Annotated in this window: 24 protein-coding genes; all 24 read right to left on the bottom strand. The window is 57.9% G+C overall.

Annotated features, from left to right (window positions below; translation table 11 throughout):
- Positions 1-77: 77 nt before the first annotated feature.
- The 24 genes from rplO to WJU23_RS15635 all read right to left on the bottom strand — a co-directional run bounded on the left by rplO (position 78) and on the right by WJU23_RS15635 (position 14,110).
- Positions 78-518, bottom strand: a complete 441-nt coding sequence (rplO, locus tag WJU23_RS15520) for a 50S ribosomal protein L15 (protein ID WP_346333516.1) — start codon at positions 516-518, stop codon at positions 78-80.
- Between the two features lie 55 nt (positions 519-573).
- Positions 574-1,101 (bottom strand): 30S ribosomal protein S5, encoded by a 528-nt coding sequence (rpsE, locus tag WJU23_RS15525; RefSeq protein ID WP_133797515.1) that lies wholly within the window; start codon positions 1,099-1,101, stop codon positions 574-576.
- A gap of 18 nt (positions 1,102-1,119) precedes the next feature.
- Positions 1,120-1,476 (bottom strand): 50S ribosomal protein L18, encoded by a 357-nt coding sequence (rplR, locus tag WJU23_RS15530; RefSeq protein ID WP_346333517.1) that lies wholly within the window; start codon positions 1,474-1,476, stop codon positions 1,120-1,122.
- 16 nt (positions 1,477-1,492) lie between these two features.
- Positions 1,493-2,032, bottom strand: coding sequence for a 50S ribosomal protein L6 (rplF, locus tag WJU23_RS15535; RefSeq protein ID WP_346333518.1), 540 nt, complete (start codon positions 2,030-2,032; stop codon positions 1,493-1,495).
- A 15-nt stretch (positions 2,033-2,047) separates the two neighbouring features.
- Entirely contained in the window at positions 2,048-2,437 is a 390-nt protein-coding gene (gene rpsH / locus WJU23_RS15540) for a 30S ribosomal protein S8 (protein WP_346333519.1), read from the bottom strand.
- Positions 2,438-2,463: 26 nt separating this feature from the next.
- Positions 2,464-3,051 carry a 50S ribosomal protein L5 gene (gene rplE / locus WJU23_RS15545; protein WP_346333520.1) on the bottom strand — a complete coding sequence of 196 codons (588 nt, stop codon included), beginning with the start codon at positions 3,049-3,051 and terminating at the stop codon, positions 2,464-2,466.
- An 84-nt stretch (positions 3,052-3,135) separates the two neighbouring features.
- Positions 3,136-3,417 carry a 50S ribosomal protein L24 gene (rplX, locus tag WJU23_RS15550; protein ID WP_346333521.1) on the bottom strand — a complete coding sequence of 94 codons (282 nt, stop codon included), beginning with the start codon at positions 3,415-3,417 and terminating at the stop codon, positions 3,136-3,138.
- Positions 3,414-3,782, bottom strand: a complete 369-nt coding sequence (gene rplN, locus WJU23_RS15555; protein ID WP_133797521.1) for a 50S ribosomal protein L14 — start codon at positions 3,780-3,782, stop codon at positions 3,414-3,416. The genes rplX and rplN overlap by 4 nt, the downstream gene beginning before the upstream one ends.
- Positions 3,783-3,833: 51 nt before the next feature.
- Positions 3,834-4,130, bottom strand: a complete 297-nt coding sequence (gene rpsQ / locus WJU23_RS15560) for a 30S ribosomal protein S17 (RefSeq protein ID WP_346333522.1) — start codon at positions 4,128-4,130, stop codon at positions 3,834-3,836.
- Positions 4,131-4,165: 35 nt separating this feature from the next.
- Positions 4,166-4,375: a 50S ribosomal protein L29 gene (gene rpmC, locus WJU23_RS15565; RefSeq protein ID WP_346333523.1), complete on the bottom strand. Its 210-nt coding sequence runs from the start codon at positions 4,373-4,375 to the stop codon at positions 4,166-4,168.
- A gap of 19 nt (positions 4,376-4,394) precedes the next feature.
- Positions 4,395-4,814 (bottom strand): 50S ribosomal protein L16, encoded by a 420-nt coding sequence (gene rplP / locus WJU23_RS15570; protein ID WP_346333524.1) that lies wholly within the window; start codon positions 4,812-4,814, stop codon positions 4,395-4,397.
- A gap of 49 nt (positions 4,815-4,863) precedes the next feature.
- The gene (gene rpsC / locus WJU23_RS15575; protein WP_346333525.1) at positions 4,864-5,706 is read right to left on the bottom strand and encodes a 30S ribosomal protein S3; all 843 of its coding nucleotides are present in this window, start codon (positions 5,704-5,706) and stop codon (positions 4,864-4,866) included.
- A 27-nt stretch (positions 5,707-5,733) separates the two neighbouring features.
- Positions 5,734-6,138, bottom strand: coding sequence for a 50S ribosomal protein L22 (gene rplV / locus WJU23_RS15580; protein ID WP_346333526.1), 405 nt, complete (start codon positions 6,136-6,138; stop codon positions 5,734-5,736).
- A gap of 4 nt (positions 6,139-6,142) precedes the next feature.
- Positions 6,143-6,937, bottom strand: a complete 795-nt coding sequence (locus WJU23_RS15585) for a hypothetical protein (RefSeq protein ID WP_346333527.1) — start codon at positions 6,935-6,937, stop codon at positions 6,143-6,145.
- 34 nt (positions 6,938-6,971) lie between these two features.
- A complete protein-coding gene (gene rpsS, locus WJU23_RS15590) occupies positions 6,972-7,250 on the bottom strand; it encodes a 30S ribosomal protein S19 (protein ID WP_346333528.1) in 279 nt (92 codons plus the stop codon).
- Positions 7,251-7,281: 31 nt separating this feature from the next.
- Positions 7,282-8,121 (bottom strand): 50S ribosomal protein L2, encoded by an 840-nt coding sequence (rplB, locus tag WJU23_RS15595; protein WP_346333529.1) that lies wholly within the window; start codon positions 8,119-8,121, stop codon positions 7,282-7,284.
- A gap of 44 nt (positions 8,122-8,165) precedes the next feature.
- Entirely contained in the window at positions 8,166-8,450 is a 285-nt protein-coding gene (gene rplW, locus WJU23_RS15600) for a 50S ribosomal protein L23 (RefSeq protein WP_346333530.1), read from the bottom strand.
- A gap of 1 nt (position 8,451) precedes the next feature.
- Positions 8,452-9,060, bottom strand: a complete 609-nt coding sequence (gene rplD / locus WJU23_RS15605; RefSeq protein ID WP_346333531.1) for a 50S ribosomal protein L4 — start codon at positions 9,058-9,060, stop codon at positions 8,452-8,454.
- Positions 9,061-9,078: 18 nt separating this feature from the next.
- Positions 9,079-9,732: a 50S ribosomal protein L3 gene (rplC, locus tag WJU23_RS15610; protein ID WP_346333532.1), complete on the bottom strand. Its 654-nt coding sequence runs from the start codon at positions 9,730-9,732 to the stop codon at positions 9,079-9,081.
- A gap of 38 nt (positions 9,733-9,770) precedes the next feature.
- Positions 9,771-10,079 (bottom strand): 30S ribosomal protein S10, encoded by a 309-nt coding sequence (gene rpsJ, locus WJU23_RS15615; RefSeq protein WP_133797533.1) that lies wholly within the window; start codon positions 10,077-10,079, stop codon positions 9,771-9,773.
- Between the two features lie 38 nt (positions 10,080-10,117).
- Positions 10,118-12,262: an elongation factor G gene (gene fusA / locus WJU23_RS15620; protein ID WP_346333533.1), complete on the bottom strand. Its 2,145-nt coding sequence runs from the start codon at positions 12,260-12,262 to the stop codon at positions 10,118-10,120.
- Positions 12,263-12,320: 58 nt separating this feature from the next.
- Positions 12,321-12,794 carry a 30S ribosomal protein S7 gene (rpsG, locus tag WJU23_RS15625; RefSeq protein ID WP_346333534.1) on the bottom strand — a complete coding sequence of 158 codons (474 nt, stop codon included), beginning with the start codon at positions 12,792-12,794 and terminating at the stop codon, positions 12,321-12,323.
- A 52-nt stretch (positions 12,795-12,846) separates the two neighbouring features.
- Complete coding sequence (gene rpsL, locus WJU23_RS15630) at positions 12,847-13,257, bottom strand: 30S ribosomal protein S12 (protein ID WP_133797536.1); 411 nt, start codon at positions 13,255-13,257, stop codon at positions 12,847-12,849.
- Between the two features lie 373 nt (positions 13,258-13,630).
- Positions 13,631-14,110, bottom strand: a complete 480-nt coding sequence (locus WJU23_RS15635; protein WP_346333535.1) for a Fur family transcriptional regulator — start codon at positions 14,108-14,110, stop codon at positions 13,631-13,633.
- Positions 14,111-14,122 lie beyond the last annotated feature (12 nt).

The following is a 14,122-nucleotide window of genomic DNA, read 5'->3' on the forward strand; positions in this document are numbered from 1 at the left end:
AAGCGGGCCTGGCCAACTGACAACCTTTTCGGTTGGTCGGTGACCGGCCCGCTGACGGGTTGAGTTCGATCTTAATCTCAGGCGGCGATGGTGCCACCGGCCTTCTCAATCTTCTCGCGGGCAGAGGCACTGACGTTCTTGACTTCAACAGTCAGCTTGCGGGTCAGTTCGCCATTGCCGAGGATCTTGATGGCATCGCAGTTGCGGTTCACGATATTGTGCTCACGCAGGAAAGCTTCGTTGACGACGGTGCCGTCTTCAAAAGCGTTCAGGGCGCCCACGTTGACCACTTCATAGACGTCGCGGAACTGCACGTTGCTGAAGCCCTTCTTCGGAAGGCGGCGGTGAAGGGGCATCTGGCCGCCTTCGAAACCAGGGCGGATACCGGCACCTGCGCGGGCCTTCTGACCTTTGTGTCCTTTACAGGAGGTCTTGCCGTGACCGGAGCTTTCACCGCAGCCGATACGCTTGCGGCGCTTTTTCGCCCCTGGGCGAGGTTGGACATCATGAAGTTGCATAAAAATGAAAAACTGAAAATTGAAACTGGAACTTAAAACCAATCGAAGTGCTCAATTACAGAGCCTTCTTCTCTTTGATCTCTTTGCCGCGGGCGCGGAAGATTTCGTCACGTGGGCGCAGGGCGCCGAGGGCAGCCAGGGTGGCCTTCACGACGTTGGCGTGATTGCTGGAACCCAGGGACTTGCCGATGACGTCACGGACACCGGCTGCTTCCAGCACGGCACGTGCGCCACCACCGGCGATGATGCCCGTACCCGGCGTGGCGGGCTTGAGCATGATGCAACCGCCACCGTGCTCACCGATCACCTCATGAGGGATGGTGTTGTTGTTAAGGTGCACGCGGTTCATGTTTTTGCGGGAGGCTTCCGTGGCTTTCTTGATCGCGTCAGCGACCTCGTTGGCCTTGCCGAAACCGCAACCGACTTTGCCCTGCTGGTCGCCGGCGACGACGAGAGCGGAAAAGCTGAAACGACGACCGCCTTTCACGACCTTGGCGCATCGGTTGATGTGCACCACTTTTTCGATGGTATCAGGGCGGGAATCAGAGGATTCGCCTGCGGGACTGAGTGTAGCTGCTGCCATAAGTGGGATTCGTCGGGATTAGAATTTCAGACCCTTTTCGCGGGCGGCGTCGGCCAGTGCTTTCACTTTGCCGTGATAGGTGAAGCCGCCACGGTCGAAAACCACGGCTGTGACATTGGCGGCCAGGGCGCGCTCGGCAACAGCCTGGCCCACCTTCGCGGCGGTAGCACTGTTGGCACGGCTTTCGCCAAAGCCTTTTTCCTTGGTGGAGGCGGACACGATGGTCTTGCCTGCCACATCGTCAATGAGCTGGGCATACACGTTGGAGTTTGAAAAATAAACTGCCAGACGTGGACGCTGAGAGGTGCCACTGAGAGTCTTGCGGATGCGCGCGTGGATACGCGAGCGGGTGAGTTTGCGGTTCTTCGCTGCCATGATGACTTTCCTCCAATTACTTCACACTCTTGCCGGCCTTGCGGCGGATTTGCTCGCCTGCATAACGGACCCCCTTGGCCTTGTAAGGCTCCGGCGGGTAATAGGCGCGGATATCAGCGGCGAGCTGCCCGACGACCTGCTTGTCAATGCCTTCAATCGCGATCTTGGTGTTGTCCGCGACGGTGACTTTCACACCTTCGGGGATCGGATGGAGACGTGGGTGGGACTGGCCCAGGTTCAGGTCAATCACGTTGCCCTTCACCGCTGCGCGGAAACCGACGCCGTGGATCTCAAGGTTGCGGATGTAGCCTTTGCTGACGCCTTCGATCATGTTGCTGATCAGGCGCTGGGAGGTGCCGTGCATGGCACGGACCCGGCGGTCCTCACTGGAACGGGTGACGGAGAGTTCCTTGCCTTCATTGGCGACGGAGACGCCCACCGGAAGAGTCCAGGTGAGTTTGCCCTTGGGGCCTTCGACCAGGACACTGCGGTCTTCGCCAATCTTGACGGTGACCTTGTCTGGGAGAGAAATGGGTTGTTTACCGACTCGTGACATAATGTATTCCTCGTGTTACCAGATTTGTGCCAGGAGTTCGCCGCCCACTTTGGCTTTCTTCGCACGGGCACCAGTCATGATGCCGCGTGAGGTGGACAGGATGGAAATGCCAAGGCCGCCGAGCACGCGAGGGATCTCGGTGGCACCAACGTATTTGCGCAGGCCGGGCTTGCTGATGCGGGTCAGGCTGCGAAGGACCGGGGAACGGCCCTGGTACTTGAGCTTCAGTTTCAGGCGTGGGTGGGCATCTGTGGTGTCCACCTCGTAGCTCCAGATGTAGCCTTCTTCCTGAAGGATGCGGGAGAGCTCAGCCTTCATTTTGGAGAAGGGGATGAACACTTCCTGCAGGCCTGCGGCGGAGGCATTACGGATGCGGGTAAGAAAATCGGAAATCGGGTCAGTCATGGGACGCGGAATATCGGCTGTTAGAATTAAGCGGCGGCTTCAACGGACTCACCAGCCTTGTTCACGGCGGTCTTGCCACGGAAGGGCATACCGAGGGCGCGCAACAATTCACGCGCATGGTCATCGTTGTTGGTCGAGGTCACGAATGTGATGTCGAAGCCGAGAGTGCGCTTGACCTTGTCGAGCTCGATCTCAGGGAAAATGGACTGGTCGTTGATGCCGAGGGTGTAGTTGCCACGGCCGTCAAAGGCTTTCGGGGCGACACCGCGGAAGTCACGAATGCGGGGAATGGCGGTCTTCACCAGGCGCATGAGGAAGTCATACATGCGGGTGCCACGAAGGGTGACCTTCACACCGACAGGCTCACCCTGGCGGAGTTTGAAGTTGGCGATGGCCTTCTTGGAAAGAGTGACGACGGGCTTTTGGCCGGTGATCAGGGTCACTTCGTTGACGGCGTCTTCAATGGCCTGCTTGCGCTCACCTTGAGAGCCGACCGAGCAGTTGAGGACGATCTTCTCAAGCTTCGGGACTTGATGGACGTTACCGAGTTCGAGCTGAGTCTTCAGCGCGTCGCGGACAGTATCTTTATAGAGCTTTTGCAGCAGGGGTTCCATGGATCAGATTTGGCTGAGCTTCCTTTCCTTTGCAGGCCCCGCGAAGACGGGGCGCGAAACAAAGGGGGTGAGCATATTCGTTGACTACTTCTTCTTCGCAACTTTCTTCTTCGTCGTTTTTGCTTTTGTTTTCTCTTCAGCAAGTTTGACGTTGGAGATATGAATCGGGCCTTCCTGCTCGATGATGCCGCCACCCGGACGTTCCTGGGTTGGCTTGACCGCCTTCTTGATCATGCGCACGCCTTCGATAAGGACGCGGTTTTTGGCGGTCTGCACTTCGATGATGGTGCCCTGCGCACCTTTATGGGCGCCGGAGGTGACGACGACAGTGTCGCCTTTTTTGACGTGGGTCTTGATCTGGCTCATAGCACTTCAGGGGCAAGGGAGACGATCTTCATGAAATTCTTGTCGCGCAGCTCACGGGCTACAGGACCGAAGATGCGGGTTCCTTTAGGATTGTTGTCTTTGTCAATGATGACGATGGCATTCCGGTCAAAGCGCAGGATCGAGCCGTCATTGCGGCGGATTGGGTGCGCTGTGCGGACGACGACGGCGCGGACGACTTCGCCCTTCTTGACGCTGGCGGTCGGGGTGGATTCACGAACGTGGGCGGTGATAATATCACCGACGTAGGCGAAACGGGTGTTCTTCTTGCCGAGCACGCCGATCATTTTGGCGACGCGGGCACCGGTATTGTCGGCTACCGGGATTGATGACTCCATTTGCAACATAACTTTTCTTCCTCAGATGAATGGGTTGAGAATCTAACGTGACCGGGCGGTTTAGTGCTTCTGCACTTCGACCAGGTTCCAGCGCTTCAGCTTGCTGAGGGGGCGGCACTCCGAGATGAGGACCTTGTCTCCCACCTTGGCCTGCTCGTTTTCATCATGGGCATAGAACTTGGAAGTCTTGCGGATGATCTTTTTGAACCGTGGGTGCGGCACGCGGCGCTCCACTTCGACCACGATGGTCTTGTTCATCTTGTCGGAAACCACCACGCCCACGCGTTCCTTGCGGACGGGAGCCTTGACGGGTTGCGCTTCTGCGGATGGCGCTTCTGCTGTTGTAGCCTCACTCATGATTTTGAAAAGGGGTCAATATGGATTGGGTTGCCTCAGGCAGCCTTGGCGGCGGCGGCATGGGTGCGGTCGGTGATGATGGTCTCAATCCGGGCCACTTCACGACGCAGCACCTTGATGCGGGACGGGTTTTCGAGCTGGCCGCTCTGCTGCTGCATGCGCAGGTTCAGCATCTCCTGGCGCAACTCACGGCGGCGTGCGTTGAGCTCATCTACGGAGAGTTCACGGAGTTCTTTGATCTTCATGATGGTCTGGGGCGGGGAATTAGATGGAGGCACCGCGCGTCACAAAACGTGTGCGGAGGCCGAGTTTGTTGGCTGCCAGGCGGCAGGCTTCACGGGCGGTCGCTTCATTGACGCCGGAGACTTCGAAAAGCATGTGACCAGGGAGAACCACCGCCACCCAGAATTCCGGGGAGCCTTTGCCTTTACCCATTCGGGTTTCTGGCGGGCGGGCGGTCACAGGCTTGTGAGGGAAGATGCGGATGAAAACCTTACCCTTACGCTTGAGGTAACGGTTGATCGCGACACGGCAGGCCTCGATCTGGTTGTTTTTGATCCACCCACGGTCCAGGGTCTGAAGGCCAAACTCACCGAAGTCGAGTTTGTTGCCACGGGAGGCGGTGCCAGAGCGGCTGCCGCGCTGGGTCTTGCGATGTTTTACACGACTGGGAAGAAGGGCCATAAGTCAAGTCCGGGTAGGATTCCTGAAGGAAAGGTTGCTTGGGTATAGATTACTGGGCTGCAGGGGCTGCCTCGGCAGGGGCTGCGGCAGGAGCCGGAGCGGAGGACTGCTGGTAGGAGGACTGTCCACCCTGCTGATAACGTGGCGGGCCGGAGCGCTCACCACCGCGACGTCCGATGCCGCCGGCACCACCGCCACCACCACCAGGGCCGCTGTTGCGGTCGCCACGCTCACGACGGCGGTCGTTACGCGGAGTGGTGTTTTCAGGGGCATTGCCACGGTTCATCCAGACTTTCACGCCGATGATGCCGTAAACGGTGCGGGCTTCGGTGAAGCCGTAATCAATCGGGATACGCAGGGTCTGGAGAGGCACTTTGCCCTGACGATACTGCTCAGCACGGGCGATGTCGGCACCGCCGAGACGGCCGGCGACGCGGATACGGATGCCTTCGCCGCCCATTTCCATGGCGGTCTGGACAGCCCGCTTCATGGCGCGGCGGAAGGAAATACGGCGCTCCAGCTGGACGGCGACGCTTTCAGCAATGAGCTGGGCATCAAGCTCAGGCTGCTTGATCTCAAAGATGTCAATCTTGACCTGCTTGCCACCGCACATTTCGGAGACTTTCTGGCTCATCACTTCGATCTCCTGGCCTTTACGGCCGATCACCAGACCCGGACGGGCGGTGTGGAGGGTCACGCGGACCTGGTTCCAGGCGCGCTCGATGATGATCTTCGACAAGGCGGCCTGCATGAGCTTGTCCTTGAGGTACTTGCGGATGGCAAGGTCGCTATGCAGAGCATCGGCGTATTCTTTCTCCGGAGCATACCACTTGGAGCGCCAGTCTTTGGTGACTGCGAGGCGGAAGCCGATTGGATTAACTTTCTGTCCCATAAATCAGTGTGTGGTGGCTGAGTGAAATTATTCGGCGGCAGCGGTGGCGGCCTTGGCCTTTGGAGACCGGTTTTTGCGGACGGGCTTTTCAGCCTCTTCCGGCTTGGCACCCAGGATGACGGTGATGTGCGTCATGCGCTTTTTGATGGGTGATGCAGAACCGCGAGCACGTGGCGTGATGCGCTTCAGGGCAGGCCCTGGAGTGGCGACGGCACTGCGGACGACGAGTTCCTCGGCATCCAGTTCGTGATTGTTTTCTGCATTGGCCACAGCCGAACGCAGCACTTTTCCCACCAGGAAAGCGGCCTTCTTCGGAGTGAAGTCGAGGACGCTGAGAGCCTGTGACACCGGCATACCGGTGATTGCCCGTGTAACTTGACGCGCCTTCTGCGACGAGATTCGGGCGTATTTATAGATTGAACGCACTTCCATAACCTTAGAATGATCTGTTGATATCCACTTTGCCTCTGTCTCCGACCTTCACCGGATCAGTTGCGTTTGCTAACTCCTGAACCACTGCACCGCTGACAGAGCTGCGCACTTCAGTGACGAGGATTTTCGCGATGGGTTTGTCCTCGCGGTAAATTTCAAAGGGCATCCCCGGCTTGACGCCGTCACGGGACCCCACGGACAGGACGGCGATGCCGAGATCCTGTTTGAGACTGACAACCCGCGCATCCATAAGGCTGGCGGTTTCAGCTCCTGCCAGTTCAGCCTCTGGGGCTGCGGCGGCGGTGAGAACCTGCTCGGCAGCGGCGATGGCCTTGGACAGGCGATCGCTGGCGGCGGCATCAGGTGTCTGCACCGTGTTGGCAAACTGGAGGGAGGCTTCTGCCAGCTCCATCAGCCCTTCCGCCAGCTTCTGGCGGGATGTTTCAGCGATGCGGAGATCGCTGAGGGAAGCGAGGAGGCGCTCCTGCGTCTCCCCAGTTGAGTTTTCCAGGGCGGCGATGCCCAGGCCTTCCAAAAGACCGCGAAGTCTTTCGTAACGGTCCTTCAGCTCAGTCGCTTCCTGGTTGGCTGCCGCAGCACTCTGCGTCAGCGCATCATTTTTGTCCTTGGCAGCCGCAAGCTGAGATTCCAGAGCCTGGATCTTCTGGGCGGCCACCTGCAGCGTCATGTTCAGCTCCTGCACCTCAAAGGACTGCGCCTGTGCACCGCCCAGCATCACCACCACTGCCAGAAGCAGCGTAGCGCACGGGTTAAAACGGTGGTGGAGGCGGGAGATCATTAAGGTGAGGTGATAAACAGTGCGCTGGGCCAAATTACTTGGCGGCCTTGACGGTGTGAGCGCCGTGGCCCTTGAACAGACGGGTCAGGGCGAATTCGCCGAGACGGTGACCGACCATGTTTTCCGTGACGTAAACGCTCACGAAGTCCTTGCCGTTGTGCACCAGGAAGGTGTGACCGACAAGGTCAGGGGTGATCATTGAACTGCGGGCCCAGGTTTTAATCGGGCGCTTCTGTCCAGCGTCGTTGAGCTTGTCCACTTTGTCGAGCAGGGCTTGCTGGACGAACGGGCCTTTTTTGAGTGAGCGTGCCATAGGGCTATTGAATCAGGATTCGGAAAACAGGTTACTTCTTGGCGTGACGGGTCTGAACAATGAGCTTGTTCGTCGCCTTCTTCTTGTTGCGGGTCTTCTCGCCCTTCGCATGGCCCCAGGGGCTGAGCAGGTGCTGACGACCACCACCGGACTTCGAGCGGCCTTCACCACCACCGTTCGGGTGGTCGATCGGGTTCATACACATGCCGCGGACAGTCGGGCGGGTGCCCTGCCAGCGTGTGCGGCCAGCCTTGCCGGAAACCACGTTCATGTGCTCGGTGTTGCCCACCTGGCCAATGGTTGCGTAGCACTCGGAGTGAATCTTGCGGACCTCACCGGAGGGCATGCGCACCAGGGCGTATTCACCTTCACGGTTGGAGAGGATGGCGGCCTGGCCGGCGGCACGGGCGGCGACACCCCCACGGCCTGCGGTCAGCTCGATGTTGTGGATCTGCGTTCCCAGGGGGATCTTCCGGAGAGGAAGTGCATTGCCCACGTCAGGAGCGGCTTTTTCACCGGCCATCACGCTGGCGCCGACGCCCAGGTTGTTCGGGGCCAGGATGTAAGCGCGCTGACCGTCTTTGTATTCCACAAGGGCGATACGGGCGGAGCGGTTGGGATCGTACTCGATGGCGATCACCTTGGCGGCTTCATCACGGCGGACGCGCTTGAAATCAATCAGGCGGTAGCGGCGCTCATGACCACCACCAATGTGGCGGGTTGTGATACGGCCGGTGTTGTTGCGGCCACCGGACTTGCGAAGGGCGACCGTGAGGCTGCGCTGCGGGCTGTCCTTGGTGATCTCCTCAAAGGAGTTCCACTCCTTGTAGCGGTTTGAGGGGGTATTGGGCTTGAAAGTTTTCAGCGCCATGGCTCTGCGTCTTTCTGTTGAAAAGGGTTACCGAAATTTGAAAATTACACGAGATCCAGCGTCTCGCCGTCTTTCAGACGCACGATGGCTTTTTTCCAGTGGTTGGTGCGGCCAGAGTCAGCACGACGTTCGCGACGGGCTTTGCCTGCATAGTTGGCGGTGCGGACACCGGTCACTTTCTTGCCGAAATGCTTTTCCACGGCCTGCTTGATCTCAAGCTTGTTGGCCTTTGGATGGACGACGAACACGTATTCGTTGTTCGTTTCGCCAAGCATCGTGGCTTTCTCAGTGAGACGGATCGTTTGGATGATCGATTGCGGATCTTTCATATTAGACAGCAGTCCTCCGGGCAAGGATTGGCAGGGCGTCAGCGATCACGAGGACCTGCGGGTAAAGCAGCAGGTGTTCAGCGTTGACCTCTTCGGCGGAAATGAGCTGGACGGTCTGCACGTTGCGTGCGGAACGGAAGGTCAGTTCGTCGAAGGAGCCGACGATCAGAGTCTTCTTAGCGGTGGAGAGAGCTTCAACAGCGCTCACGAAACTTTTGGTCTTGCCATCGCTGATGGCGAAGCTTGGGATGGTGGAGATGCCTCCATCAACGATGCGGGCGGTCAAAGCGGTGCGGAAGGCGAGCTTGCGAACGTTTTTGGTGGTCTTTTTGGACCAGTCGCGTGTCTTCGGGCCGAAGACGACACCACCACCGGACCAGATCGGGGAGCGCTTGCTTCCCATACGGGCGTTACCGGTGCCCTTCTGATTCCAGAGCTTCGAGCCGGAGCCGGAAACTTCTGCACGGGACTTGGTGTGGGCGTTACCCTGGCGGCGGTTGGCGCGGTAGGCGACGAGGACGTCGTTAAGTGCCTGCTTGCCCTGATGACCCTCAACGAGGTTCAGGCTGGCCTGCGTGGCGCTTTCTTTGGAAAGGACGGTTGCTGACATGATTCAATTCCTCCGGGATTACTGGGCTGCTGGAGCAGGCTTTTTCTTGGCAGGGCGCACCACGACGATGCTGCCTTTATTGCCAGGGATGGCACCGCTGATGAGGAGCACACCGTCTTCAGGGCGGCTCTGGATAACTTTCAAATTCTGCGTGGTCACGCGGTCAACACCGTCATGGCCGGGCATCTTCTGGTTTTTCCAAACCAGGCCTGGAGTGAGGCGGCAACCGATGGAACCTGGACGGCGGTGCATCATGGAACCGTGGGTCTGCGGCTGGCCGGCGAAGTTCCAGCGTTTCACAACGCCCTGGAAGCCTTTGCCCTTGGTCGTGCCGATCACGTCCACCCACTGGCCGGCGCTGAAAAGGCTGGCGTCAATCTTGGCATCTGCAGCAGGGAGAAGGTCATCGGAAGCCACGCGGAATTCCTTGATGATGCGCTTGGCGGACACGCCATGCTTCTTGAAGTGGCCGAGCACCGGTTTGGTCATGCGGCTTTCCTTCTGGTCGTCATAACCGATCTGGACTGCGCTATAGCCGTCTTTGCCGGCTTTCTGTTTCACCTGGATCATCGCGTTGCCGCTGACGTCCACAACTGTGACGGCGATGGCTTCGCCCTTGTCGGTATAGACTTTCGTCATGCCGAGTTTTTTGCCAATCAATCCTAAAGACATAGTGATTTACCTCCTGGGGAGTCGTTCGAGGGTGGAGATTAGATTTTAATCGTGATGTCCACGCCGGAGGGGAGATTGAGCTTCTTCAGCTCGTCCACGGTGCGGGAGGTGGGGTCCACAATATCAAGCAGGCGCTTGTGAGTGCGGATTTCGAACTGGTCCATGGACTTCTTGTCCACGTGCGGGGAACGGTTCACGGTGAACTTCTCGATGCGGGTCGGAAGGGGGATCGGGCCAGCCACTTTGGCACCCGTGCGCTTCGCTGTTTCGACGATGTCAGCAGTGCTTTTGTCAAGCACGCGGTAGTCGTAAGCGCGGAGGCGGATTCTGATTCTCTGATTGCTCATGGCGTGTGTCCGTGAAGTGTTGTCTTAAAAAGGGCTTGTTACTTGCCGCCGCGCTGCTCGACGATCTGCTCAACGATCTGCTGGGGAACCTGCTCGAAGTGGGAAGGCTGCATGGAGTAGCTGGCGCGACCGGAGGAAAGAGTGCGGATGGTGGTGGAATAACCGAACATCTCAGCCAGAGGCACTTCGCAGCGGATGATGGCGGTGGTGCCACGTGTATCCATGCCCTGGATCTTGCCACGGCGACGGTTAAGGTCACCCATAATGTCGCCCTGATAATCTTCAGGCGTGGAGGCTTCGACAGCCATGATCGGCTCAAGAAGGATGCACTTGGCTTTCTTCAGGGCGTCCTTCACAGCGAAGATGGCGGCCATCTTGAAAGCGTTTTCGTTGGAGTCAACGTCGTGGCTCGAACCGTCCACCAGATCAATGTGCATATCAATCACCGGGTAGCCGGCGATGATGCCATTCAGGGCGGCTTCGATACAACCAGCCTTGGACGGGTTGATGAATTCTTTCGGGATGCTTCCGCCGACGGTCTTGTTTTCGACCACGATACCAGAGCCTTTTTCACCGGGGCGGACCTTGATCACCACGTGACCATACTGACCGCGGCCACCGGACTGCTTGACCAGCTTACCGTCGCCATCAGCTTCCTGCGTGAGGGTCTCACGGTAGGCGATCTGTGGCTTGCCGGTGTTGGTTTCCACTTTGTGCTCGCGCTTGAGGCGGTCGCAGAGAATTTCAAGGTGAAGCTCACCCATGCCGGCAATGATGGTCTGGCCGGTCTCTTCATCCGTCTTGACGAAGAAGGTCGGATCTTCTTCAGAGAGACGCTGGAGGGCATTGCCCATTTTTTCCTGGTCACCCTTGGTCTTCGGCTCAACAGCCATGGAGATCACGGGCTCAGGGAAGGTCGGAGGCTCAAGGAGCACTTCCAGGCTCTGATCGCAGAAGGTGTCACCGGTGCGGACATCTTTCACACCCACCAGGGCTGCGATATCGCCAGAGTAACAGCAGTCAATGTCCTTATGGACGCTGGCCTGGATCTGGATGAGGCGGCCCACACGCTCAGACTTGCGGGTGCGGGGATTGTAGATGGTGTCACCCTTACGGACACAACCGGAATACACGCGGAAGAAAACCAGACGGCCGAATTTGTCAGACCAGAGCTTGAAGCCCAAGGCAATGAACTTGCCGTTGTCATCCGGGATGGCTTCGATTTCGTTTTCAGGTTCGTCAATGACGTGGCCTTTCTGAGGCTCAATGTCCAGAGGTCCTGGGAGGTAATCAATGACGGCGTCAATCAGATACTGGACACCTTTGTTCTTGAAGGCAGAACCGCCAGCCATCGGGATGATCTTGTTGGCGATCACGCAGCGGCGAAGACCTTCCTTGAGCTGCTTGATGGAGATCGGCTGCTCTTCGAGGAACAGCATGCCAATTTCTTCATCGTGGCTGCAAACCTGGTCAAGCAAACCCTCGTAAGCATCCTTAGCTTTCTGGATCTCGTCGCCCTGAAGCTCGCGGACAGTGTAGGTGGAACCGAAGCGGTCATCGTCATTGTAAATGATGGCCTTCTGGTTCACCACGTCAATCTGTCCGGACAGATTGTCTTCAGCACCGATTGGAATCAGGATCGGCCAGGCATTGGCACCCAGCTTTTCACGAACGTCTTTGACCACGTTTTCAAAGTTGGCACCCGTGCGGTCCATTTTGTTAACGAAGGCGATACGCGGGACGGAATACTTTTCAGCTTGGCGATAGACGGTTTCAGACTGAGGCTGAACGCCGGCCACACCGCAAAGAACGAAGATTGCACCGTCAAGAACGCGGAGGGAACGTTCCACTTCAGCCGTGAAGTCCACGTGCCCAGGAGTGTCAATGATGTTCACCCGCATGTCTTCCAGCTCACGGAGCTTGAAGATGCCCTCTTCCTTGAGCTGCTTCCAGCGGGCCGTCACAGCGGCGGAGGTGATCGTAATGCCGCGCTCTTTTTCCTGCTCCATCCAGTCGGTCGTCGCAGCGCCGTCATGCACTTCACCAATGCGGTGAATCATGCCCGTATAGAAGAGAATACGCTCAGTCAGCGTGGTCTTGCCCGCGTCAATGTGAGCACAGATCCCGATATTGCGGGTGCGCTCCAGAGGGTATTCGCGGTCAGGTGAATTAGGATTCGACATGGAACAAAAAAATGAAGAGGGGGACGGTACAGCGTGGATGGAGAGGAAACCGCCGGAATTAGAAGCGGAAGTGGGCGAACGCACGGTTGGCCTGAGCCTGCTTGTGCACGTCGTCACGCTTGCGGACGGCGGAACCCTGGCCTGTGGAGGCCTCTTTCAATTCATTAGCGAGCGCGCGGTGCATCGGGACGCCTTTGCGGCCACGGGCATAACCAACGATCCAGCGCATGGCGAGGGACTCGGAGCGGCCCGAACTCACTTCCAGAGGCACCTGATAAGTCGCACCACCGACACGGCGAGCCTTGACTTCAACCTTCGGCTTCGAGTTTTCGATGGCGCGATTGAAGAGATCCAGAGGATCGATCGAGTCAGTCTTTTCGTTCAACTGCTCGATGGCAGCATAAACAATGCGCTCAGCAAGGGACTTCTTGCCGCTCTGCATCACGCGGGCAATGAGGTGAGCCACAAGCTCGCTATCATAGCGGGAGTCTTTGTGAACTGGCTTGTCGTAAACTCTTTTTCTGCGGGCCATAACGGTAAAGGGATCGTGGTGGGCTTAACGGGATGATTGATTCAGCAAAGGCTTACTTCTTACCCTTGGCAGGAGCGGCAGCAGCAGCACCCTTCTTCGGACGCTTGGCACCATACTTGGAACGGCCACGGCGGCGCTTGTCCACCCCAAGGCAGTCAAGAGTTCCGCGAACGATGTGATAACGCACACCCGGCAAATCCTTCACACGACCGCCACGGACCAGCACGATGCTGTGCTCCTGGAGGTTGTGGCCTTCACCGCCGATGTAGGCAATGACTTCAAAACCGTTCGTCAGACGAACTTTGGCGACCTTACGCAAAGCCGAGTTTGGCTTCTTGGGCGTGCGGGTCATGACCTGAAGGCAAACGCCGCGACGCTGCGGGCAGCTTTCAAGCGCAGGCGACTTCGACTTCACCGCTTTATCTTTGCGGCCGTGTCTGACGAGTTGATTGATGGTGGGCATGGTCTGAAATTGGGTTCCGTTCCTTGATGACCTAAAAGGGCATGGAATCAGAAGAAGACAGTGCCACCACCCTCGAGAGGGTTTAGCACAGTGTTTTTCCGGTTCACTGCTCCGATAGCAAAGACTCACTCTCGTGAATCATTAGCCAGCACTCACTAGGAGCGCTTGGGCCGGGGAGCGGGCACCTTGGCGGAGTTCCCTCTCCGTGCAAGATGTTTTTTGCTTCTTTGTGAAGTTTTTCACAAGTTTTTACCTAACTTATCCGAAGCTTTCCACTTTCATTCCCGGCCCTTTCCGCTTGTCGGATCATTGGTTATTCCTGCCAATGAACCTTTGGTTATGCCTTATGGATGAAGGTGTTGTGTACCACCGCTCACTTCGCCGCACAATCCGGGCACTGGCCAAAGAACTCGAGCTCATGATAGAGCTTCTTGAAACCGGACTTTTTGGCGATCTGCTTTTCCAGCGCCTCCACCGGGCAGGCGATGTCCAGCTTTTCGATGCGGCCGCAGTCATTGCAGATCAGGTAGTCGCTGTGCTCGTCCGGCAGGATCATCGTGTAATAGGCGGAGCGGTCATGGAGGCCGAGGCGGCGGATCAGCGCACGCTCCTCCAGCTTCATGAGCAGACGATAGACGGTGGCTTTGTCGGCGCCGCTGTCCAGATCCTTGGATTCGGCGATGTCTGCCAGGGTGAGCGGCTGGCAGGCGGCGATGAGGATGGAAAGCACGTCCTCCAGCGCCTTGGTGCGGCGCAGGCCGGAGGCGCGGGCGCGCTCCACGGCCTCTTTGAGCAGCTTTTCCGGCTCGGGCCGCACGCAGCCTTCATGATGGTGATGATGATGTTTGCTCACAGAGGTTAACTC

Origin of the sequence: Prosthecobacter sp. SYSU 5D2 (assembly GCF_039655865.1) — a bacterium.
Classification (GTDB): Bacteria; Verrucomicrobiota; Verrucomicrobiia; order Verrucomicrobiales; family Verrucomicrobiaceae; genus Prosthecobacter.